The 23,988-nt window shown below is 38.6% G+C and carries 15 protein-coding genes; 9 read left to right on the forward strand and 6 right to left on the reverse strand.

Translation table 11 applies throughout. The annotated features are described in order from the left end of the window. The first annotated feature begins 26 nt into the window (after positions 1 to 26). The gene (locus ABR854_RS19955; RefSeq protein ID WP_350267617.1) at positions 27 to 2,570 is read left to right on the forward strand and encodes an OmpA family protein; all 2,544 of its coding nucleotides are present in this window, start codon (positions 27 to 29) and stop codon (positions 2,568 to 2,570) included. A gap of 145 nt (positions 2,571 to 2,715) precedes the next feature. Here the strand turns inward: ABR854_RS19955 and ABR854_RS19960 are convergent, their stop codons facing one another. Continuing rightward, positions 2,716 to 3,051 carry a single-stranded DNA-binding protein gene (locus ABR854_RS19960; RefSeq protein WP_350267618.1) on the reverse strand — a complete coding sequence of 112 codons (336 nt, stop codon included), beginning with the start codon at positions 3,049 to 3,051 and terminating at the stop codon, positions 2,716 to 2,718. A gap of 346 nt (positions 3,052 to 3,397) precedes the next feature. On the opposite strand from ABR854_RS19960, the gene ABR854_RS19965 reads away from it, so the two are divergent. From ABR854_RS19965 to ABR854_RS19985, 5 genes are all read left to right on the forward strand, one after another. Continuing rightward, positions 3,398 to 3,838: a DUF2116 family Zn-ribbon domain-containing protein gene (locus tag ABR854_RS19965; protein WP_350267619.1), complete on the forward strand. Its 441-nt coding sequence runs from the start codon at positions 3,398 to 3,400 to the stop codon at positions 3,836 to 3,838. 82 nt (positions 3,839 to 3,920) lie between these two features. Next, positions 3,921 to 4,304 carry a hypothetical protein gene (locus ABR854_RS19970; protein ID WP_350267620.1) on the forward strand — a complete coding sequence of 128 codons (384 nt, stop codon included), beginning with the start codon at positions 3,921 to 3,923 and terminating at the stop codon, positions 4,302 to 4,304. 123 nt (positions 4,305 to 4,427) lie between these two features. Continuing rightward, positions 4,428 to 8,765, forward strand: coding sequence for a CusA/CzcA family heavy metal efflux RND transporter (locus ABR854_RS19975; protein ID WP_350267621.1), 4,338 nt, complete (start codon positions 4,428 to 4,430; stop codon positions 8,763 to 8,765). A gap of 49 nt (positions 8,766 to 8,814) precedes the next feature. Continuing rightward, positions 8,815 to 9,822 carry a cation diffusion facilitator family transporter gene (locus ABR854_RS19980; protein ID WP_350267622.1) on the forward strand — a complete coding sequence of 336 codons (1,008 nt, stop codon included), beginning with the start codon at positions 8,815 to 8,817 and terminating at the stop codon, positions 9,820 to 9,822. Continuing rightward, the gene (locus tag ABR854_RS19985) at positions 9,806 to 10,990 is read left to right on the forward strand and encodes an efflux RND transporter periplasmic adaptor subunit (RefSeq protein ID WP_350267623.1); all 1,185 of its coding nucleotides are present in this window, start codon (positions 9,806 to 9,808) and stop codon (positions 10,988 to 10,990) included. The genes ABR854_RS19980 and ABR854_RS19985 overlap by 17 nt, the downstream gene beginning before the upstream one ends. 90 nt (positions 10,991 to 11,080) lie before the next feature. Here ABR854_RS19985 and fucP read toward each other — a convergent pair whose 3' ends face one another. Further along, complete coding sequence (gene fucP, locus ABR854_RS19990; protein ID WP_350267624.1) at positions 11,081 to 12,331, reverse strand: L-fucose:H+ symporter permease; 1,251 nt, start codon at positions 12,329 to 12,331, stop codon at positions 11,081 to 11,083. A gap of 191 nt (positions 12,332 to 12,522) precedes the next feature. Between fucP and ABR854_RS19995 the strand changes: the two genes are divergently transcribed. After that, positions 12,523 to 14,223, forward strand: coding sequence for a GMC oxidoreductase (locus ABR854_RS19995; RefSeq protein WP_350267625.1), 1,701 nt, complete (start codon positions 12,523 to 12,525; stop codon positions 14,221 to 14,223). A gap of 32 nt (positions 14,224 to 14,255) precedes the next feature. On the opposite strand, the gene ABR854_RS20000 is transcribed toward ABR854_RS19995, so the two are convergent. Next, positions 14,256 to 15,089, reverse strand: a complete 834-nt coding sequence (locus ABR854_RS20000; RefSeq protein ID WP_350267626.1) for an amidohydrolase family protein — start codon at positions 15,087 to 15,089, stop codon at positions 14,256 to 14,258. 420 nt (positions 15,090 to 15,509) lie between these two features. Here ABR854_RS20000 and ABR854_RS20005 point away from each other — a divergent pair, with 420 nt between their 5' ends. Beyond that, positions 15,510 to 16,211: a DNA alkylation repair protein gene (locus tag ABR854_RS20005; protein ID WP_350267627.1), complete on the forward strand. Its 702-nt coding sequence runs from the start codon at positions 15,510 to 15,512 to the stop codon at positions 16,209 to 16,211. A gap of 84 nt (positions 16,212 to 16,295) precedes the next feature. Beyond that, on the forward strand, positions 16,296 to 17,558 hold the full coding sequence (locus tag ABR854_RS20010) for an aminotransferase class V-fold PLP-dependent enzyme (RefSeq protein ID WP_350267628.1): 1,263 nt from the start codon (positions 16,296 to 16,298) through the stop codon (positions 17,556 to 17,558). A 107-nt stretch (positions 17,559 to 17,665) separates the two neighbouring features. On the opposite strand, the gene ABR854_RS20015 is transcribed toward ABR854_RS20010, so the two are convergent. The 3 genes from ABR854_RS20015 to ABR854_RS20025 form a co-directional block, all read right to left on the reverse strand. Next, complete coding sequence (locus tag ABR854_RS20015) at positions 17,666 to 19,024, reverse strand: DUF937 domain-containing protein (protein ID WP_350267629.1); 1,359 nt, start codon at positions 19,022 to 19,024, stop codon at positions 17,666 to 17,668. A 236-nt stretch (positions 19,025 to 19,260) separates the two neighbouring features. Further along, positions 19,261 to 20,199 (reverse strand): T9SS type B sorting domain-containing protein, encoded by a 939-nt coding sequence (locus ABR854_RS20020; protein WP_350267630.1) that lies wholly within the window; start codon positions 20,197 to 20,199, stop codon positions 19,261 to 19,263. Between the two features lie 184 nt (positions 20,200 to 20,383). Beyond that, on the reverse strand, positions 20,384 to 23,988 hold a 3,605-nt coding region (locus tag ABR854_RS20025; RefSeq protein ID WP_350267631.1), incomplete at its 5' end, for a T9SS type B sorting domain-containing protein.

Consider the following 23,988-nt stretch of genomic DNA (forward strand, 5'->3'; position numbering starts at 1 on the left):
GTGAGTGAATTTTAAATTCTAATAAAATGATTGTCAGGAAAAAAATAATTGGAGCGTTGGTTGTAGCAGCCTTGCTCGGCGGTAGTGTAAAGGCACAAGAGGCCTTACTAAAAACTGGTGAGCATCATTACGAAAGTTTATGCTATGTGAAAGCAATTGATGCCTTTGAGGCAGCTCTAAAGAAAAAAGGTCTTACTGACCAACAAAAGCTCGCTGCAAAGGTAAAGCTCGGTGATAGCTATTGTAAGGTTAAAGATACGCAAAATGCCGAGCGTGTATATGCTGAAATTATGAATACAGCAGGCGATTTGTCAGGAGAAAACATTACTGTTTGCCTCAAGTATGCACAGGTGCTTGCCAGCAATGGTAAATACCGTGAGGCTCAAGAGATGTACGATAAATACACTCGTAAAGTAGAAGATGACCCTCGTGGAAAAGGCTTCTCAAAACTTTATAATGATGTAAGCGTACTTTCTAAAAATGCCAACTGTTACAAAGTTGATTACCTTTCAATCAATACCAATTCAGCCGATTTCTCTCCATCATACTACAAAAACGGTATGGTATTCGTCTCAAACCGCCACAATACTGTCGGGGTGCGTCGAGTATTCAACTGGAACGAAACCCCTTTCCTTGACTTATTCTTTTTAGATGATGTCTCGGCCATTGGCGGACAAGCCGCTGGTTTGGGAACAGGCTCAGGCGATATTAAAGCTCCTCGCAAACGTAGTAGCAGAGGTGGCGTTGTTGGATCCGACGAATACACCGCTCCTACTGCCAATGATAGCCGCACAATCGGAACATACGGTGGCATGAACGTAATGGCTGGTTTAGGCTACGGTGACCGCCCAGTTACTGAATCGGAGCGTTTTGGTGGCTCAATCAATTCAAAATACCATGAAGGCCCAGCCGCATTTTTCAAAGATGCTTCTAAAGTAATCTTTACAAGAAATAACTTCAATAACGGTAAAGCCAAACGTAGTTCAGATGGTATCAATAAATTGAAACTATACATAGGCGATGCGGCAAAAGATGGCTGGAAAAATATCAAAGAATTACCCTTCAATAGCGATGAATATTCAACAGGGCATCCTGCACTTTCAGCCGATGAAAAGTTACTTTTCTTTGCTTCTGATATGCCAGGTGGTTTCGGAGGAACAGATATTTATGTTTCTCGCTACGATGGTGGAAACTGGTCTGCTCCTATCAATTTAGGAAAAACAGTCAATTCAAAAGGTAATGAAATGTTCCCTTTTGTTGATGAAAAAGGCAATCTTTATTTCTCTTCTGACGGTCATGCTGGTTTAGGCGATTTAGATATTTTCTTTGTGCAAATGGACGGCACAACTTCAAAAGGTCGAGTAATCAACCTTGGAGCTCCAGTCAATTCAAGCAAAGATGATTTCGGTATCGTGACCGATGCTCTTCGTAAAGCTGGTTATTTTAGTTCAAATCGTAAACGTGGTGGTGCCGATGACGACATCTACAAATTCGATAGGGAGTGCGAACTCAAAGAGGGTTGTGACCTAATCATTGCAGTATATGACGCCGAAACCAAAATGCCACTTGATAATGCTAAAATTGTATATGAAGACAAAGATGGTAATATCAAAGAGAAAATGAGTGATGCTGATGGTAGTGTAAAACTCGAAGGGCTTGACCAAGATGTAGAATTTGCTTTCCGTGCCACTCGTGATGGTTATAGTGCCAATACTGTAAGTTTCTCGACAAAAGATTGCGATAACGAAGCCTCTCGTCTGGAGATTCCAATGAGTCGTCCAAAACCAGCGGTTGATTCAACCGCACTTGCACAAAATGATGGAGCAAATGGTACGAATACTGCAAATGCACAAAATGGTTACGCTGGTGAAACCACTACACAAGGCCAACAAGGCACAAGTGGAACTGGCAGAACAGGTGCTGGCACAGTATTATCTGGGAATACTTGTACGATTCGTGGTCGTGTAATGACACAAGGCACAAAACAAGCCGTTGATGGCGTACTCGTGACTCTCCGTAGTGAATGTGATGGCTCTACTCAAACTGCTTATACTGATGCTACAGGTAACTATGAATTTACGGTAGCAGAAGGATGCGATTATACAGTTGAAGGCTCAAAAGACAACCTCGGCTCGAAAGGCAAACGTGTACGTAAGTTGAATTGTAAAAAAGGCGGTGTAACTGCCGATATATATATGTTTGGTACGGGCGACATCGTACAGGTTGATAATATTTACTTCGATTATGGTAAATGTAACCTTCGTTCAGATGCTCGTTCAGAATTAGACAAATTGGTGACTATGATGCGTAAGTATCCAAAAATGCGTATTGAGCTTAGAGCTCATACTGATAGCCGTGCCGAGTCTGATTTCAACCAAAAAATCTCTGAAGGCCGTGCTAAAGCTTCAGCAAGCTACTTATTCAAACGTGGCATTAGCCGCAGTCGAGTAGAGTTTGCAGGTTATGGCGAAACAATGCCAGTAAATGGCTGCGTTGATGGCGTAGAATGTACGGAAGAGCAACACGCTCAAAACCGTCGTACAGAGATTAAAATCTTACAAATGAATTAAACGCTCAGTACCCCAAAAAAGGAAGAAAGTCGTCTTGAGGAATCGAGACGACTTCTTTTTTTGCCTACCCCGTAAGAACGTCCAAATTGGACGTTCCGACGAAATTCAGCAAGTTTAAATTGTGGGAATTAGCAGAAAAACTTCTTTACTGCTGCGGCTTCTCTTTAACTTCCACTTCAGAAACTTTATACGCAACTATTTCGGTGACATAAACCGTTTTATTTTCCTTATTCACATAATTTCTGTAATTCAATTTTCCTTGAATACTCACCAATTTGCCTCTACTGACCAAATCGGCACAGACTTCGGCCACTTTCCCCCATGCAACCACTTTATGCCACGTGGTGTTTTTTACTTCTTCGTTGTTTTTGTTGGTATAAACTTCGTCCGTTGCCAAGCTAAAAGCCGCTTTTTTACTATTATCGAAGTTGAATACATTTACTTCGTTGCCTACATTTCCGATTAATTTTACTGTGTTCATTGTTTTGTACGTTTAAAAATGATTGTTAAAATAAATTAGCCAACCACGCTCTATTTCCGATTGACAATGCAAAGTTGCAGCTTCTCCCCCACCCTATTCGGTTGATAGTCATTTATATACAGATAAAAACATTTGTAAACGTTTGTAAACGGATATGAAGTTTTGTATATTTGATAGAAGATATAGTTGTAAGACATTATCCCGTAGGGATTAAATATCGGCAATAAGGGATTACTTATTTTGTTATTTTCATGCCGTAAGTATGAAACATTCTTGGTATCATACCTACGGCATGAGCTTGGTTAGTGAAATTATGTTGCTACCAATATCAAATCCCTACGGGATAATGCCTAACGCTAACATTTTGTTAGCCTTAGACACTACAACTCATTATCCATTTTCAATTATTCATTATAATAAAATGCCACAAAAAGCCTGCTTAGAATGCGGAGAACCCATCATCGGGAGGTCGGACAAAAAGTTTTGTTCGGACTTGTGCCGCAATGCCTATAACAATAAAGTAAACGCCGACGCCAATAATTACGTCAGAAATATCAATAATGCTCTTCGTCGAAATCGCAAGATTTTGGAAGATATTTGCCATGACGATAAAAGCAAAACTACTCGCAATACCCTACTCGACCGAGGTTTTGATTTCAGCCTCGTCACGAGCGTACGCACAACCCAAAAAGGCTCAACGTATTATTTTGTGTATGAATACGGTTATCTCGAACTCGATAATGATTTTTTCTTGGTCGTGAAAGACAACAAAGCTAAAACTGACTAAAGATTGATTTAAACTCATTATAAATTAGACCAAAATAGTATCAATCTGATACTTTATACAGTAAAAGTGCTACCTTTACACCGTGAAAGCATCTATTTCAAAATTCTTGATAATAGTTTATCTATTTTCGGCAACTGAAGCAAGTCAGTTGTTGAAACTTCCTTTGCTGTTTTCACACTTCGTTGAGCATCAACAAAAAGAGCCTTCAATGTCGTTTGGTGAGTTTCTTCATCATCATTACGCCACCGAACATAAAGACGATGGCGATGCTACAACTGATAATAAACTTCCTTTTAAATCGCACGACCAATGTTGGTCTTTTGTGTTTCCGATAAGTATCTTTCATACAATCCAACTTTCTCAGATTCAAACTATTGTTCTTGAGAAGAAAAAAATCTTGATTTCATCTTCAGCCAATATTTTATCGGCTTACCTTTCTACTATTTGGCAACCGCCAAGATTCTAACCAATTGATTTGAAAAGATTATCCATTCGGAAATACTCGTTTATTTCTGATTGCTTACTATTAAATTAATTGTGGTAGTTTGTGCCTTACAAGCTACCCATACGAATCATTAATCTATCAATCATGCTAAATTCAATCATTGGGTTTGCCATCAAAAACAAACTCATCGTTGGGCTATTCACCATTGCTCTCATTGGCTATGGTAGCTACGAAGTTACCAAATTGCCGATTGATGCCGTGCCTGATATTACCAACAATCAAGTGCAAGTCATTACGATTGCTCCTTCGTTTGGAGCAACCGATATTGAGCGACTGGTGACGTTTCCGATCGAACAAGCCAATAATAATATTTCGGGTTTACTCGAAATCAGAAGTTTTTCTCGCTTCGGACTTTCGCTCGTAACCATCGTTTTCAACGATGAAACCGATATTTATTGGGCAAGGCAACAAGTGGCCGAACGCCTTCAAAAAGTACAAACCGAAATCCCTGCGGGCATCGGTGTTCCTGAACTTGGGCCTGTTTCTACTGGTTTGGGCGAGATTTATCAATACGTCGTTCGACCCAAAGAAGGTTACGAATCAAAATATGATGAAACCGAGCTCCGAACAATTCAAGATTGGATAGTTCGCCGCCAACTTTTGGGAGTAAAAGGCGTGGCCGAAGTAAGTAGTTTTGGCGGAAAACTGAAGCAATATTCCATCGAAATCGACCCTCATAAACTCCAATCAAGTGGCATCACTATCAATGATGTTTTTAAGGCTCTCGAAAGTAATAATCAAAATACGGGCGGGGCTTACATCGAAAAAGGCTCGACGGCTTTGTTTATCAGAAGCGAAGGTTTGATTGGCAACATCGAAGACATCGAAAATATTGCTATCAAGAATCTTAGTGGCGGTACTCCTCTATTTATTCGTGATGTTGCCGACATAAAAATTGGTCATGCTACACGCTATGGAGCAATGACATTCAATGACAAAGGCGAAGTTTCGGGGGCAGTCGTGATGATGCTCAAAGGAGCAAACAGCAGTGAGGTTATCAAAAATATTAAAAACCGTGTGGCTCAGATTCAGAAAACCCTTCCCGAAGGTGTAGTGATTGAGCCTTTTCTCGACCGAACTAAAATGGTCAATAACGCCATCGGAACGGTTGAAAAGAATTTATTGGAAGGTGCATTAATCGTAATTTTTGTTTTGGTGCTTTTTCTCGGAAATTTCCGTGCGGGAATCTTGGTTGCATCGGTAATTCCGTTGGCGATGCTCTTTGCCATTATCATGATGAATCTCTTTGGCGTAAGCGGAAACCTGATGAGTTTGGGAGCATTAGATTTTGGTTTGATTGTCGATGGAGCGGTAATTATTGTGGAGGCCGTCATGCACGTACTGGCAGGAAAACACGCACTCGGTAATGCCAAATACACACAAGCCGAAATGGACGAAATCACCAATAAATCGGCAGGAAAAATGATGAATAGTGCCGTTTTTGGGCAAGTCATTATCTTGGTCGTTTATTTACCCATCTTCACCTTGCAGGGTATCGAAGGCAAAATGTTTAAGCCAATGGCACAAACGGTGGCTTTTGCCTTGTTGGGTGCATTCATCTTATCGCTTACGTATATTCCGATGATGAGTGCGGTGTTTTTGAGCAAAAAAACCAAACACGAACCCAATATTTCGGATAGACTGATGGCGAAAGTTGAACTCGCTTATAAATCGGCTTTGATGAGAATTATTGGTTTCCCGAAAATAGTTTTAGGAGCAACAATTGGGCTTTTCGTGCTTGCTGTTTTTGTTTTAACAACTCTCGGTGGTGAGTTTATTCCTGCTCTTGAAGAAGGAGATTTTGCGGTAGAAACCAGAGTTTTGACTGGAAGTAGCTTGAAAACAACCGTTGAAAATACTCAAAAAACTGCTCATATCTTGAAAACGAGATTTCCCGAAGTAGAAAAAGTGGTGACAAAAATAGGTAGTGGTGAAGTACCAACCGACCCCATGCCCATGGAAGCCAGCGATATGATGGTGATTTTGAAAGATAAAAGCGAATGGACTTCAGCCGAAACTTTCGATGAATTAGCCGAGAAAATGACCAAAGAACTCACCGAAGTTCCTGGCGTAACGGTTGGTTTTCAGTTTCCCGTTCAGATGCGTTTCAATGAACTCATGACTGGTGCGAGGCAAGATGTTGTTTGTAAAATTTTCGGTGAAGATTTAGACACTCTGACAGCTTATGCTACTAAATTGGGCGAAATTGTAAATACCGTTGAAGGTGCAAAAAACCTTTACGTAGAAAGTGTTTCGGGCATGCCACAGATTTTGATTCAATATAAACGCAACATGATTGCCCAATACAATTTGAGTATTTCAGACATCAACAAAATAGTAAATACTGCTTTGGCTGGGCAAAGCACAGGAATGGTTTTTGAAGGCGAAAAACGCTTTGATTTGGTCGTAAGATTGGCTGGCGAGCAAAAACAAAACTTAGAAGACATTCAAAACTTGCTTATTCCTACGCCACAAGGCACGCAAATTCCACTTTCGCAACTGGCCGATGTAGCCATAAAAGATGGTCCAAATCAGATTCAACGTGAAGATGCCAAACGCAGAATTGTGGTGGGTTTCAACGTCAGAGGGCGAGATGTTCAGACCATCGTAAACGAACTTCAAGATAAAGTTGATAAAAAAATCAAGTTTCCAACGGGCTATTACGTAACCTACGGTGGAGCATTTGAAAACCTCAATGCCGCCAAACAAAGACTAATGATTGCTGTTCCAGTTTCGTTGATTTTGATATTTTTATTATTGTTTTTTGCCTTCAATTCTATCAAACATGGCTTGCTTATTTATTCGGCAATTCCGCTTTCAGCCATTGGTGGTATTTTCTTTTTGGCGATGCGTGGCCTACCCTTCAGTATTAGTGCAGGCGTTGGTTTTATTGCATTATTTGGCGTAGCAGTTTTGAATGGAATTGTACTGATTGCCGAGTTTAACAGAATAAAGCATGATGGCGAACAAGACCTGCGGAAAGTAGTAATAAAAGGCACAAACCTGCGACTACGCCCAGTTTTAATGACGGCCTTCGTGGCATCATTGGGCTTTTTGCCGATGGCACTTAGCAACGGTGCAGGAGCAGAAGTACAACGTCCACTGGCAACGGTTGTAATTGGCGGCTTACTCGTGGCTACTTTCTTGACGCTCTTCGTTTTGCCGATTTTATACATGGTTTTTGAAGGAAAAACGAAAGTTATTTCTCCAAAAGCGGCTATTATTTTACTTTTCTTGACTTTTACGCTCTCGGCCAATGCCCAAACGCCAATCAGTTTAGAAACCGCTCTTGATGTTGCGTTGAAGAACAATCTTTCGATAAAAAATGAAAAACTCAAGGCTGAGTATCAAAAAAGTTTGATAAATACGGCAAAAACAATTCCGACCAGTACCATTGCCGCCGAAGTTGGCCAAATCAATAGTGTGTATCTCGATTCGAGATTGAGCGTTGGTCAAACGCTTAGTTTTCCGAAAGTCTATGAAAGTCAAAAAAACCTTTATAACGAACTTTGGAAAAGTAGTACACTGAATGTGGCCATCACTGAGCATGAACTCAAAAGACAAGTTACTCAGACCTTCTATCATTGGGTGTATTTACAACAAAAACGCCAACTTTTGCAGTTTGCCGATAGCCTTTACGCTACTTTTTTGAATCGTGCCGAACTTCGTTTGGCCAAAGGCGAAAGTAATATTTTGGAGAAAGTAACGGCCGAAAATCAACTTGGACAAATAAATGTGCAACTCCGACAATTGCAAGCCGACATCGAACTCACTCAATTGCGTTTTCGATATTTGCTCAATAGTTCGGATAATTATTTGCCTACTTTCAATAATTATAAACTAAATTTCAATACAAAAACTGACCTCGAAACGCTGAAAGAACACCCAAATTTGAAGTTTCTAAGCCAACAACAACAAGTGGCCGATGCCATGATTGAGGTTGAAAAAAAGAAACTTCTACCGACCTTATCTTTTGTTTACAACAATGGTAGCATCAGAGGAACTGGAGCGGATAATGTTGTTTATAACGGTTGGCACCGATTTCAGTCGGTACAAGTCGGTGTAGGAATTCCGATTTTTGCAACTGCTCAAAAAGCAAAAATCAATAGCGAAAAAGTGAATAAACTGGTTATAGAAAATAATTATTCGGTGGGTTTGCAACAACTCAATAACGCATATTTGGTAGCTTTGGGCGAATACAATAAATTCAGCAAAACGGCAGAATATTACGAAAAAACGGCACTTTCTAACGCTATTTTGATTAATACTACTGCCCAACAGCAACTCATAAACGGCAGTATTAATTATCTCGAATGGGTGACACTCACCAATCAAGCGACCAACATTCGGAATGATTATATTGAGGCCGTAAAAAGTCTCAACGAAAGCATTATTCAAATAAATTCGTTGTTAAACTATTAATTGTCATTTCGTGGCACGCTGTGTGTGTCACGAATAAGCAGAAAAAAATATGGAAGAAAAAAAAGTAAACCCGATTCGGATGCAGCAAATATTGGTAGCTGTTTCGGTGGCATTATTTGTTATCAAGCTTGTAGCTTGGTGGCTCACTTCGTCGGTGGCAATTTTGACCGATGCACTCGAAAGTAGTGTCAATGTCATTGCGGGTTTTATTGGGCTTTATAGCATCATTCTTTCTTCAAAACCTCGTGACAAAGAACATCCTTATGGACACGGCAAAGTCGAATTTCTCTCGTCAGCCATTGAGGGCGTGCTGATTACGATTGCAGGTTTGATTATTATTTACGAAGGAATCAATAATTTCATTCATCCGCACGAGCTAAAACAACTCGACTTTGGTTTGGCGTTAGTGGCTCTAACGGGTGCTATCAATTATTTGGTGGGCTATTATTGTATCAAAAAAGGAAAAGAAGAAAACTCTCCGATTTTGGTTGCCAGCGGCTCGCATTTACAGTCGGATACATATTCTTCTATTGGTCTTTTGCTCGGTGTAGGTCTGATTTTACTCACAGGTTATGCTTGGATTGACAGCGTGGCGGCCATCATTTTTGCCTTTATCATTATTTATACAGGCTATAAGATTATCCGAAAATCGGTTTCTGGTATCATGGACGAAGCCGATGATGCCATTATTGACCAAATTGTAGTCATCTTAAACGAACATCGTCAAGATGATTGGATTGATGTGCATAATATGCGAGTAATTGACTACGCAGGTTTTTACCACATCGACTGCCATCTGACAGTTCCGTATTACATCAATGTCAACGAAGCCCATGAAGTGCTGGACAGGCTTACTATTTTATTTAAGCAGCATTTTGACGATAAAGTAGAGTTTTTTATTCACGTTGATGGCTGTATTCCAGCAAAACAATGTGGCATTTGCAATGTACCGAATTGTCCTGTACGACAATCCCCATTTATTAATCACGTCAGTTGGACCCACGAGAATATCTTGTCCAACAATAAACATACTTTGAAGAATGAAAAATTTAGTTAAAATAAATACACATTTAAGACAGCTTAAAAGCACTTTTTCTACGCCAATTTTAGGAATTGCTACGCTTTTTTTGATAAGTTCTTGCGGAAGCAAAACAACTACCGAAGAAACAACCGACTCAACAGTTGTTGAAAGTTCGGTTGCGAATCTGACCGAAAAACAAGTGCAAAACATTGGCATTGAGACAGGGGCTTTGGAACAAAAATCTTTCTCAACCATTTTGAAAGTGACAGGAAAAGTTGATGTACCGCCACAAAACCTAATTTCGGTAAGTGTGCCTTTGGGTGGTTATTTGAAATCTTCGCACCTGATTCCAGGAATGTTTGTGCGTAAAGGCGAAAGCATTGCCATCATCGAAGACCAACAGTATATTCAGCTTCAACAAGATTTCTTGACGATTCAATCAAAAATTAGTTTTCTTGAAAACGAATATCAACGCCAAAAAGAACTCAATCAAAGCAAAGCAAGCAGCGATAAGGTTTTCCAACAAGCCGAAATGGAATTAAAGACTCAACGAATTTTGGTTAAATCTTTGGCCGAAAAACTAAAATTGGCAGGCATCAACCCTGAGAAATTGAATGAAAACTCTATCTCTAAAAGCATCAATATCTACTCGCCAATCAATGGTTATGTAAGTAAAGTAAATGTAAATATTGGCAAGTATATTTCCCCAACCGATGTCATGTTTGAGCTGGTCAATACGAGCGATATTCACTTGGCTCTAAAGATTTTTGAAAAAGATTTAGACAAACTTAGCATCGGCCAAAAGGTAATTGCCTATACTAACACTTACCCCGACAAAAAATATCCTTGCGAGATTTTGTTGATAGGAAAAAGCCTAAGCGAAGAACGAAATACGGATGTTCATTGCCATTTTGAAGTGTACGACAAAGCCTTGATTCCTGGTACGTACATGAACGCTGAAATTGCCATAACAAATGCCAAATCTTATGTTTTACCCGAAGATGCGATTGTTAGATTTGAGAATAAGCACTATGTTTTTGTGAAGAAATCAGCCACGCAATTTGAAATGGTAGAAGTACAAATCGGCAATACCGAAAAAGGCTTCACCGAAATTATTAAAACCGAAAATCTTAATAATCAGACGTTTGTAATCAAAGGAGCTTATACCTTGCTGATGAGTTTGAAGAATAAATCAGAAGAATAAATCGAATTTAGATTTACGATTTACGAGAGGAAATATATTCGTAAATCGTAAATCTAAATTCAATATTCATAATTCAACATTCATAAATCGTCATTCTAAATTCGTCATTCGCTTCACTTTATATCCACGTACACCAAAATATAGTACCACCACAAAACAAGCCAAAGGCACAACGTAGGCTGTTTGGATATTGCTCACGTCAGAAACACGTCCCATAATTAAAGGAAAAATTGCTCCACCTACAATGGCCATAATTACTAACGACGAACCCAGTTTTGTTTCTTCACCCAATGATTGCACGCTCAATGAGAAAATGGTCGGGAACATAATCGACATAAAAAATTCGACACCAATCAAACCATACACCGACATCATTCCGCCATTCAGCACAATGATTGCCAACAAAACGATACAAAGTGCCGAATAAATAGCCAATAGTCGATTAGGTGAAATAAAACGCATCAAGAAAGTACCCACAAAACGCCCAATCATAAATCCAAGCAAGGCAATAGCCAGATAATCTGCCGCCGATTTTTCATCAATTTGGGCGGTTTGGTAGAGATAACGAATAAAGAAACTCGACACACAAACTTGGGCTCCCACATAAAAAAACTGAGCAATTACTCCCCAAGTTAGGTGGCTGTGTCGCCAAATAGACTGCGAACCGCCCGACATATTTATTTCGTGAGCATCTTCAGTAACTTCAGGCAAATTGGTTTTATACAAAATAGCCGCCACAACCAGCACAATTACGCCAATGACAATGTAAGGCATTTTGACGGCCGAGGCTTCTGTGTCCAGATAGGTATTGAGTTGTTCAACCGACATTCGAGCAATCTCGGTATCTGAGAGCGTTACGCCCGATAAAATGAACATCCCTCCTATTTTCGGAGCAATTGATGCCGCCAAACCATTGAAAGATTGGGCAAAGTTTAGACGTTGTGTTGCACCTTCGGGTTCTCCCAAAACTGTCATATATGGATTTGCAGCCGTTTCCAAAAATGTCAAACCCGATGCAATCACAAAAAGGGCTGTCAAGAAAAATGCAAAAACACGAGTATTCGCAGCGGGAACAAACAAAAATGCACCAATCGCAAAGGTGATAAGCCCCGCAATGATACCTATTTTATAGCCATATTTTTTCATGACCATACCCGCTGGAATCGCCATGACGAAATAGGCCACAAAAAATGCACTATCAATCAAAGCCGACTGAAAATCAGTGAGTTGACACGCTTTTTTGAGGTGAGGAATTAGAATCGGATTGAGATTATGGGCGAATCCCCACAAAAAGAACAACGATGTGAGTAATACAAAAGGAACAAAATACTTGTTTTTCATAGAATGGCAACTGAATAAGTAATGGTATGAGGTTGGAATATAGGCGAATATAGTCTAAAAAAGATTATCGGTAAAATAATTTTCTAAGTATCCTTTTGGGATACTGGTTAAATTTCTGCTCAACCCAATCTTTCAACTCTTAGTTATTTCATTAATTTTGAATAAATTTACTTTCTATTCAACCTATAAAAATGCCAAACTTTAACATTGACGATATAAAATCTCGCACTTTTGATGCCATCGTGGTTGGCACAGGTATCAGCGGTGGCTGGGCAGCCAAAGAACTCACACAAAAAGGCCTACGAACATTAGTTTTGGAGCGTGGACGAGATGTCAAACACGTAATCGACTACCCTACAACTTTAAAACAACCGTGGGAATTTGAGCATCTTGGACAAGTACCACTCGAAATCAAAAAAGAATATAAAATTGCGAGCAAAAACTACATTTTCAGTGAAGCAACCGCTCATTTTCTAACAAAAGATGCAGAGCAAGAATATATCCAAGATCGCCCCTACGATTGGATTCGTGCTTACCAAGTGGGTGGTCGCTCACTTTTGTGGGGACGCATGACCCAACGTTGGAGCGATTATGATTTTGAAGGCCCCGCCCGTGACGGTTACGCCGTAGATTGGCCGATTCGCTACGCTGATATTGCTCCGTGGTATAGTTATGTAGAAAAATTTGCTGGCATTGCTGGCAACCGAGATGGTCTCTCGACCTTGCCTGATGGAGAGTTTCTGCCACCCCACGAAATGTCGTGCATCGAAAAACATTTCAAGACCCAAATAGCACCCAAATACCCTGACCGACACGTTATTATTAGTCGAGTGGCTCATCTTACTCAACCCAAAGAAATCCACTACAAACAAGGTCGTGCAGCTTGTCAAAATCGTACAATTTGTGAACGTGGCTGTCCTTATGGTGGTTATTATAGTAGTAATTCTTCTACGATTCCGTGGGCTGAAAGAACAGGCAAAATGACTCTTCGGCCTCATTCAGTGGTTCACTCGGTTATCTATGATGAAGCAAAAGGCAAAGCCACTGGCGTGAGAGTAATTGATACGAATACCAAGCAAATGATAGAATATTACGGCAAAGTCATTTTCTTGAATGCTTCTGCTCTTAATACAAATTTGATTTTACTCAATTCAACGTCCAATCGTTTTCCTAATGGGTTGGGTAATGACAATGGTTTACTCGGAAAATTCATGGCTTTTCACAGTTATCGAGGAAGAATGTCAGCCGAATACGAAGGCTTCATGGATTCAATGACCGATGGCCGCCGTCCAGGAAGTAGTTATATTCCACGATTCAGAAATGTCTTCAAACAAGAAACCGATTTTCTACGTGGATATGCTTCTACACTCAATGCTTCTCGTATAGAAATTACTGAAAAAGATGGTTTGGGCGAAAATCTTAAAGCCAATTTGCTGAATCCAAAATTGGGTTTGTGGGGAGTAAATTCGAGTATGATGGCCGAGACAATTCCCAAAGAGAGTAGTGTAGTGAAATTGGATAAACAACTGGTGGATAAATACGGTATTCCACAACTCCGAGTTTCGATTGGCTACGATGAGAACGACGAGAAAATTTTGAAAGACTTTCACGAACAATTTTCCGAAATGTACCACGAAGCGGGTTTCAAAAACATTCAAACCATTGATACACAACGTTTGCCAGGAAATGCTAATCACGAAATGGGCGGTGTAAGAATGGGTAAAGACCCAAAGACTTCGCTGCTAAACAAATGGAATCAGTTGCACGCCTGCAAAAATGTTTTTGTGACCGATGGAGCATGTATGACTTCAACTTCTACCCAAAATCCATCGCTTACTTACATGGCACTTACAGCTCGGGCGGTTGATTATGCGGTGAAACAGCGATTTTAAACAATCAAATTTCTGAATAATTGGAAAACCAATTATTCAGAAATTCCATAAAACCTTGCTGCATTTTCGCCAAAAATCTTGGCTTTTTCCGATGTCGAAAAATCTTTTGTGTAAGTTTCAATGATTCCCTTTACTTGTCTATACTCTCCCGCAACTAAGCATACTGGCCAATCTGAGCCAAACATGATTCTGTCAGTTCCAAAAACGTCAAACACGACATCTAAATAGGGTTTTATCTGCTCATAAGTCCACGCTTTCCAATCGGCTTCGGTGATGATTCCCGAAACTTTACATTGTAGGTTTTCAAACTTCGACAAATTTCTAATATCTCTTTCCCATTCATCAATCAATCCCGCTTTTATGTATGGCTTGGCGATGTGGTCAAGCACAAAAGGCTGGTCAGGAAACTGAGCCACAAATTTTTGGGCAGTAGCCAAATGCTTCGGAAAAATAAGAATATCGTAAGTAAACCCATGTTTTTTTAGCTTCGATATTCCACTTAAAAAATTGGGTCGAAGCATATATTCTATATCAGGTTCGGCTTGCAAAACGTGTCTAAAACCCGCCAGTTTTTTCTCTGATTTCCATTCACTTAATTGTTCATCAATATCATCAGCTTGTAGGTCAATCCAACCAACTACTGCCTTTACGAAACTATTTTTAGCTGCTAAATCGAGTAGAAATCTCGTTTCGGCTAAACTTTGGTCGGCTTGTACGGCCACACAAGCATCAATACTATTTTGATGTAAAGTTGACTGTAAATCTTCGGGATAAAAGTTTCGTTGAATAACCGACATATCATCAGTAATCCACGAATCACGGATAGGGTCGAAAGTCCAAAAATGTTGGTGCGAATCAATTGCCATGTGATGAATTTTTTCTCAAAGATATTGAATCAAAGGAATAGCAAACAAGTAGTATGATACTTTTAACTTTGACAAATTGAAACTTATTCTATAATCAAACAAAATCATTCATTGTGCAATTCCAAGACAATGATAGCATAATACAAACAAAAAATTGCACTAATTTCATCTATTGTCTAATTTTTTACTAATAATTTCTTGCATAATTCAATTAAACTATCTATTTTTGAATTAAAGTTGTGTGGATTTAGTAGTAGAAAAGGCTATGGGAGCTTTACCCATAGCCTTTCTTTATTTTTATTCGGTGTAAATTCACAAAAAAATCCTTATTTTTAGGCTACATTTTTAGTTCTTCTTTCAATACAAAAAACTCTTTTTTATTCCTTAATAAACGAATCGGAGCTTCGTTCCACAATGAGTATGAGTAAAATTACTGACGAACTTCAAGCCATTGCTACGCCCCAACGAGCAGAAGCCTCTACATGGTTTTTCAAAACTGGTAAAGGTCAATATGGTGAAGGCGATGTTTTTATAGGTGTTTCAAATCCTGATTTGCGAGCAGTTTGTAAAAATTATTACTCGCTTTCTATACCAGAACTCCAAGAATTATTAGATAGCGAAATTCATGAACATCGAATGGCAGCGTTAATGATTTTGGTTGAACAAATGAAAAAGGCCAAAACAGCAGAGAAACGCAACGAAATTTATGATTTTTACTTAGATAATACGTACCGCATCAATAACTGGGATTTAGTTGATTGCTCGGCTCGTGACATTGTGGGACTTTATTTATTCGATAAAGACCGTAGTATTCTCTACGATATGGCTCGCACTGAGCATCTGTGGACTCAGCGTATTTCAATCATTGCAACGCACTATTTTATTAACAAAAAACAGTTTCTCGATACCCTAAAAATTTCAGAAATTCTACTTTCGCACAAGCATGATTTGATTCATAAAGCCGTTGGTTGGATGCTACGTGAAGCTTGGAAGAAGCAAGGCGAAGAACAAGTTGAGGCTTTCTTGGAGCATAACATTGGCCGAATTCCTCGCACCGCTCTTAGATACGCTATTGAAAAAATGAGTGATGATCGAAAAAAGTATTTTATGACACTAAAATAGTCCACCGTCGATAGTCAGCAGTCCACAGTAGTAAATTATTGTTTCTTATAAACCAAACCTTCAAAAAGCTAAAAAACTACTTCAATGAACAAACGTCAATTCATCAAAACCCTAACTGCTTCGAGCCTTACTTTACCTTCTTTCGGGAAAAACTATGATAAAACAATGGCAAGATTTGAGCAGCAAAAGCCAGAAGATTTAGCTCAAAACGAAGATTTTTGGGCAGAAATCAGAAAAGCTTATCGAATTAAACCTGACTATATCAATCTCGAAAACGGTTATTATTCGTTTGCTCCACAAGAAACCTTGGAGGCATTTATTGGCAATGTGCGAGAAATCAATTTTCAAGCATCCTATTATATGCGTACTCGACAGTTTGATGATAAGGCCGAAGCACGCAAAAAATTGGCAGCATTGGCGGGATGTTCGGTAGAAGAATTGATAATTACAAGAAATACTACCGAATCGCTTGATACTGTTATTGCGGGCTATGATTGGAAAGCAGGTGATGAAGCCGTGATGGCGATGCAAGATTATGGTGCAATGCTTGATATGTTTAAGCTACAAGCTCGCCGATACGGAATCGTAAATAAAATTGTGTCGATTCCGAATCATCCAAAATCTGATGAAGAAATTGTAGAAATTTACGAAAAAGCCATTACGCCCAAAACTCGCTTGCTGATGGTTTGTCACATGATAAATATCACAGGACATATTTTACCTGTACGAAAAATATGCGATATGGCTCATGCCAAAGGCGTCGATGTAATGGTTGATGGGGCTCATGCTCTGGCTCACATTGATTACAAAATCAGCGACTTAGGTTGTGATTATTATGGAAGTAGTCTGCACAAATGGCTCAGCGTACCTCTCGGTGCGGGACTTTTGTATGTAAAAAAAGATAAAATTAGTAAATTATGGCAGATGTTTGGCGACATGGGCTACCAAGATGATGATATTCGAAAACTGAATCATACGGGTACACACCCTGTGCATACCGACCTCACTATAAGTAATGCCATTGATTTTCACCAGAAAATCGGTATTCAACGGAAAGAAGCAAGGCTGCGTTTTCTGCAAGAATATTGGACAAAACAAGTGAGAGATATACCAAATATTGTGGTGAACACTCCAGCCAATGCTCAGCGTGCTTGTGGTATTGCGAACGTAGGAATCAAGACTATGAAACCTGCTGATTTGGCAAAAACGCTATTGAGTAAGTATAAAATCTGGACAGTAGCCATTGATTACGCCAATGTGCAAGGCTGCCGAATTACCCCAAATGTTTATACTTCTACCGCCGAATTGGATAAATTTGTAGCGGCTTTGAAGGAATTAGCGGCTTAAAAATTGACGAGTTACAAAAAACGTCGGCATAGTTTTGAACAATGCCGACGTTAAAATATCGTTGAAATGTACTAACGAACATCCAGATTGGACGTTTCTATGAAATATCATTTCACTTTTAAAACCACTTTTGAGTCAATATCTTTTACTGATGAACTTTGAACCGAAATTTGATTTTCACTCACGCCTCTTTCGAGCAAAACTTCTCTGATGGCATAAGCACGGTCTTCTCCGAGTGTTCCTCTCGAGCTTTGTGAGCCTCCTGCAATTATGACTTTTGATTTACGGTTTTCTTTCAAAAACTTTACGACTGCATCTAAATCCCCTTTTGAGCTAATTTCTGCACTATTATTCTTAAAGTTAGTACTTAAACTTATCCATGCTTTGGTATTTTTGAGCTGCTCTTCAATTGGATGATTGGCAAATACATTATCGAAAGTAACTTTCTTTTCTTCTTTTTTCGGCTCTTCTGCTTTGGGCTTTTCTTCTATCACTTTTTCTGGCGTTGTTTTTACTTCTTCAATAGGTTTAGCTATCTCAGTATTAGAAAAACCGCTTGTGGTATCAGCAGGAGTTGTTGACACCGAAATACTATTATCTGTAAATGTTGAATCTTGTTTAGGTAATACCGCAACTTCAGATGTTGGTTCAGCAGGTTTAATACTTTTACGGTACTTCCAAAAATAAGCCAAACCTGCCAAAAACACTAACCCAATCAATATCCAAGGAATCCAAGCTAAAAAGCCCTTACTTTCTTTTTTATCTTTTTTAGTTTCCTTCGGTTTTTCTTCATTTTTTGGTTTAACCGCTGAAGTTATCCCTTTAAAGTTAAGTTGATTAGCGATAGCAGGTGGTAAAGCACCAAAAACCGATTCTCTTTGATCAGCTAAAAGTCTTGTAAGCCCTGACACACCGAGTCCTTCTTTGCTTACGACTTTACCTAACGCTCCTAAAACCAAAGGAGCAGCTAAGCCTACTAATGAAGAAGCAGACGTTTTGCGAATACCCGTAAGTGAAGATAATTTTTCTACGATAGTATTACTTTTACTTCCTGTGAAATGATTGAAAATATTAGTGCCAATTGTGATTAAAAGCTGCGTTTTATCGAAGTTACTGAGTAAATTTGGTAAATCGTCAAGGATTTCACCAGTATGACCACCATCTTTCAAGACATCCATGACCTTGCTTGTATCCTCATCATTAGAGGCATTTCTCATAATTCCGCCCAATACAATCGGTACCGAGCTATTTAAGGCCGAGCCGATATTCTCTGGGTGTTCGCCCAAAAAGTTGCTAACTTTTTCTATGACAGAATCAGTCAGTTTGTCTTTGATGAGTCCAAGTATGTCCATAAAGCTACGAATTCGTGATTGATAAATAGTTTTTGGGAGGCGTTTTATGTTTACACTAAATCCATCAAAAACTATGCCCAAAGTAAATCCGTGCCTAAAATATTGTGTATCCACTTGATAACAAAGTTCATGAAAATATATTGCATACCAGAGGTTGATGTTTTTTTATTGTTAATTTCTATTAAACACCTTGATTAATTAAACCCCTTGAAATATACACTTAATAAGCACCTTTTTTGACAAAAATATACACTCGAACTATCTAAATAACGACATACTTAAGTAATACTACTTATTTTGGAGATACATCAGTTTCTTCTCAATATTAGGGCTTAATTTTTTATAGATTCTCACCTTATTAGTACAACTACCCCTATTTTTTCAATAGATCTATCGAATTTATCTTTAGCTCTGATTTTATAGGCATAATTTCCTACTAAACTTGGGGTGTTTTGGTCTATTTGGGTTCCTCTCCAACCTTCATTAATGTCTTTACTTTCAAACACAGTATTGCCCCATCTATCTGAAATTGTCATTTCAAATTCTACTATACCCTTGCCTTTCGCCAAAAACTCATCATTTTTTCCATCTCCATTAGGTGTAAAAGCTGTTGGTAAGTAAATGGTGGGAGGAGGAACAATGGTAAATACATTGGAATAGACAGCTATTGGATGATTAATAAACGAAATTCCGTTCAACTTAAAGGTAGTTGGTTGTATAGCTCTTACCCTTACCTGAGCTTTGTCATACATTTCTAACTCTTGCTCTACCCCATCTATTTCATAGATATTTACCGATAAATTTTTCGTTTTGTAGGATGTTAAGCGATTTATTGAACCATCTTCATTAACAATATCTATATAATACTCAACTGGTTCTGCATTCGGCAATTGAGAAAACGCAGTCCATTTGATTGAATTTGTGCCATTTTCTGAAAGATATACACTACAAAATGGCTGAGACATTTCTGATTGATTTCCAGTATCATCAATATAACTTACTTTGTAACAATAAGCTTCTTTGTTTATATCAACATTTGTATCTGTAAAAGAGTTAGTTACTGAACGCCCGATTTCTTTATAAGTATTTGATGTATTATCTGCTCGGTAATAAATGAACTGACGGGCTTTTATCTCATCAGTTTTGATAATACTTATGTGCATATTTTTAAAACCTGTTGTGGTTACTGAAACAAAGCCAACTGAAATAGCTTCTTGAGAATAGCTATTATTGATTGATAATGCCGATAAGAAAGCGGTTATCATAAATTGTTTTATTACTTGTAACATCTTAACTTCATTAAAAAATTAAAAATAGTAGAAGTTTGTTCATTTTTAGGAGACTAATCGATTTTACAGAATAGTTAAATTCTCCTGTCAAAAACAGGCATTTATGAAGAAAAACAAATACGTTTTCATAACTTTTAGATAGTTGCCCTACGGAATACGGTTAATTCCGTAGGGCAGTATTGATCTATCTCGCCAGTGTCATAAAATGAATCCTTTGCTCTGTTTCATTGCTCAATTTTAGCACATAATAATATGTACCTTCAGGTAAACCCTCTCCGTCGAATCTCAATCCTTGATTACTCTTACCATCCCAACCCGAAAGGGCGATTGTTCCAGTTGTATCTTTATAAACCAATTGTCCCCAACGGTTATAAATCTCAAACAATTCTATTTTTGCTCCTACTGGTATGGATATAATAAAGGTATCATTTTTACCATCTCCATTGGGAGAGAAACCTGACGGTATGAATAAATCACTCACATTACTTGGGAACTCTATCACTGTCGGTGTGCTATCATTTACATTGACTTCTACGCCTACATTTGATACATCCGAAACAACCTTTCCATGTCCGATAGCTTTTGCATAAGCATTGGTTGAATATTCACCTCGGTAATCTCCATTACAAACACTTACTGTGAAGAAGACTGAATCTATTTGACCAACAGTCAATTTACTGGTTGAATCTGCTATTAATAAATTCACATCGTCTTTACCGTCAAAATTTGGATTTATTTTTAATGTACTATTCTTTCCTGTATATGGGCTTGCGACTACCTGAAATGATGAACTCTTACTGTATGATTTTGCTAAACTATCTGAAACCTGAACATTGGTTAATTGACTATCACCAATATTTTTCACAAGTGCCAAATAAGTTACCTTATAACAGTTTTTGTTGATCTTCGTTGTATCATACACCGAAAGTGCAATACCTATTGCTGGACGGTCTGGCGAAATATCAAGTTGAAACTGTATTGGTGTTGGTTCGTCGTTGTTACTTGGGTCACCATCTCCGTCTGGGTCGGCATTTGTTCCGTTGGTCGAAATATCTACTTTACCCGATGAACTCACTTCGGCTACATTAAAGAAATCGGTAACGGTTGCTGAGGCTAAATCTACTTTTACAGTAAATCTTAAAGCTAATTTCTGACCTTGTTTGATGCTACTCAATGAATCTATCAACATATTGGTGTTTGTGCCACGACCTGTGTATAATGGATTTGCAACAAAACTATTGTCGGTAATTACCTTGATAGTATCGTTCAAAATCTTAGCTCCACTACCAAATGCTCGGTCTAAGTCATCTTTTACTTGAACTTTGGTTATATCTACACCACCCAAATTAGTGATATAGATTACAAATGGAACATTATAAATTTTATCTTTTACCCAAATCGCTGGTTCACAAACTTTACTGATACCAATTGTTTTGCCAAGTTGTGGGTCGTTGATTGTGTATTCGCTTGAATTATTCGATAAAACATTATCGGTTTCATTAACTTTAAACAACTCTGCTTTATTGATAATCTTTCCAGCTGCTATTACTTTGGTTGTGTAAGTAAATATTGTACTATCGCCTGCTTTTAGACTATCTATTTTTGCGGTAATGACGCCATTGGTAAATGTTATATTCGAGCTGGCACTTTCGTAGCTAAGCATGTTTGGTAAAATATCTCTGACAATTATACCCGTTGCGGTATTCTGTCCGACATTCTTTATCACCAGTTTGTAACTCACCAATTCATTGACTGGTACTACATTTGAGGATGCCATTTTCTTCACTGAAATGTCAACCAATCCTTGACTTCGGTCTATTCCATCACCTTCACAAGTTTTTGTCGTTACTTTAATGCTTGCAAAATCAGAATAACATCCTACTCCACTTCGCTCAAATACATAGTAGGTACCCGCTGCTACTGCACTTGGGTTGGTTACCAATGGTGAGTTTGGCGAGCTTGTCGTATGAAACTCAAATTGACCTCCATCAGTTGATGGCTCACTCAAAATTGCGGTATTAAGGTCTGCAGTGTTATACGGGCAAACATTACTAATCTCACTGATTACTTTTGGCGAAACTACTTTCTTGCCAACTGTAACTGTCACTTCATTCGATTTTATGCTTTCACATTGACCACCAATTGACTTACAAATAGCTGAGTAAACGGTCTTCTCTACAATTGGAGAAACTCTAATGACTGCACCTGTTTGTCCATCTGACCAAAGGATTGTTCCTGTACAACCTGAAGCTGTGAGGGTTGCCTCTCCTCCTAAACACAGTACGCTATTTTGACAAGATACAAATGGTTGATTTGGACGACCAATTGGTATGGCCACATGTTCTGAACTAATACTTTCACAGTCACCAAGCTTACATTTAGCACTATAGAGTGTCGAACCATCTGGTATGATTGAAATTACACTTCCTGTACTACCATTAGACCAAATCACTACTCCTTCACAACCATAAGCTTTCAATGTTGCTGATTCGCCCAAGCACACTAAGTTTGTACTACATGCTAAAACTGGTGGTTCAACTGCTCCTAACTTCACTTGGATTATGTTAGAAACTGTACTAATACAAGTATTCGATACTTTACAAACTGCGGTGTAAGTTGAGGATGTTACTGGTTTTACAGTAATGCTTGTTCCTGTTTGACCAGTTGACCAAACGATTATTCCTTCGCAACTCGTTGAGGTTAAGGTAACATTCTCTGGTTTACAAATATTTGTTTTTGATACTGTAATAACAGGTATTGTTACTTTGCACCCACCACAGTTAGAATTAATCACAACTGTATTAGAAGTGGCACTTACTCCACATTCATTTTTACAAGTAGCAGTGTAAGTTCCTATTGTGGAAACTGTTATTTGTGTGCCTGTTGAAGCATTGCTCCACTGAATATTTCCATTACATCCTGTTGCGGTTAACTGAACTTGCTCTGCATTACAAATAGTAGTTTTATCAGCTACAATACTCGGCAATGACGGTTTGGCTTTAACAGTTACACTTATTTGTCCAGTTGGAACACATTCGGATATAGTTGTATTACAGACAGACAAACTCATATTTGTTCGTGCTATACAAGCAGCTGTTACAGTAGAAATATTATTTCCAACCACCAACCCTTCAATTACTGAAGAAAAAGCAATGGCTGAAGCTGTGTAGGTGCCAGAAGAAACATTTGAAAACGTTGGTAATGAATTAATTTTCAGTATTTTACCGTTACTATCCAATAATAAATATCGGGTATTAATGTTTGTCCCTGTTGAACCACCTACCGTTTTCAGCGTAACGTCCCCCTCTGCGAAATCACAAATATTTTGATTTGAGCTTACACATCTGGCGATGTAAGTCTTTGATGATGTTGCTGTTATGGTGATTGAACTACCAATAGCACCATTCGACCATGCAATTAATTGGTTACAACCAGTTGCTTTTAAGGTAATTAAATCTCCTTCGCAGGCTTCCATAGGGCCAGTTACAGTTAAGTTACCCCCGTTGTTGCCTTTTATAGTTATCGCAATTGTAGTGTTTAAACTTTCGCATCCACCCTCTTTTACACATTTTGCGGAATATGTCATACTGGTTAATGGTGTTACTTTAATTGAAGTACCTGTTTGAGAGGTATTCCAAACAATTTGCCCATCACAACCAGAAGCAATTAAATTCACTTCTTCACTACTACATACCGATTGTTTATCCGCACTTAAGGTTAGGGCAGATGGGCTACTACCTGTCGTGATAACTACTACATTGCTCAATCCACTTTCGCCACAACTATTGA

Origin of the sequence: Emticicia sp. W12TSBA100-4, assembly GCF_040253585.1 — a bacterium.
In the GTDB taxonomy this organism is placed as follows: Bacteria; Bacteroidota; Bacteroidia; order Cytophagales; family Spirosomataceae; genus Emticicia.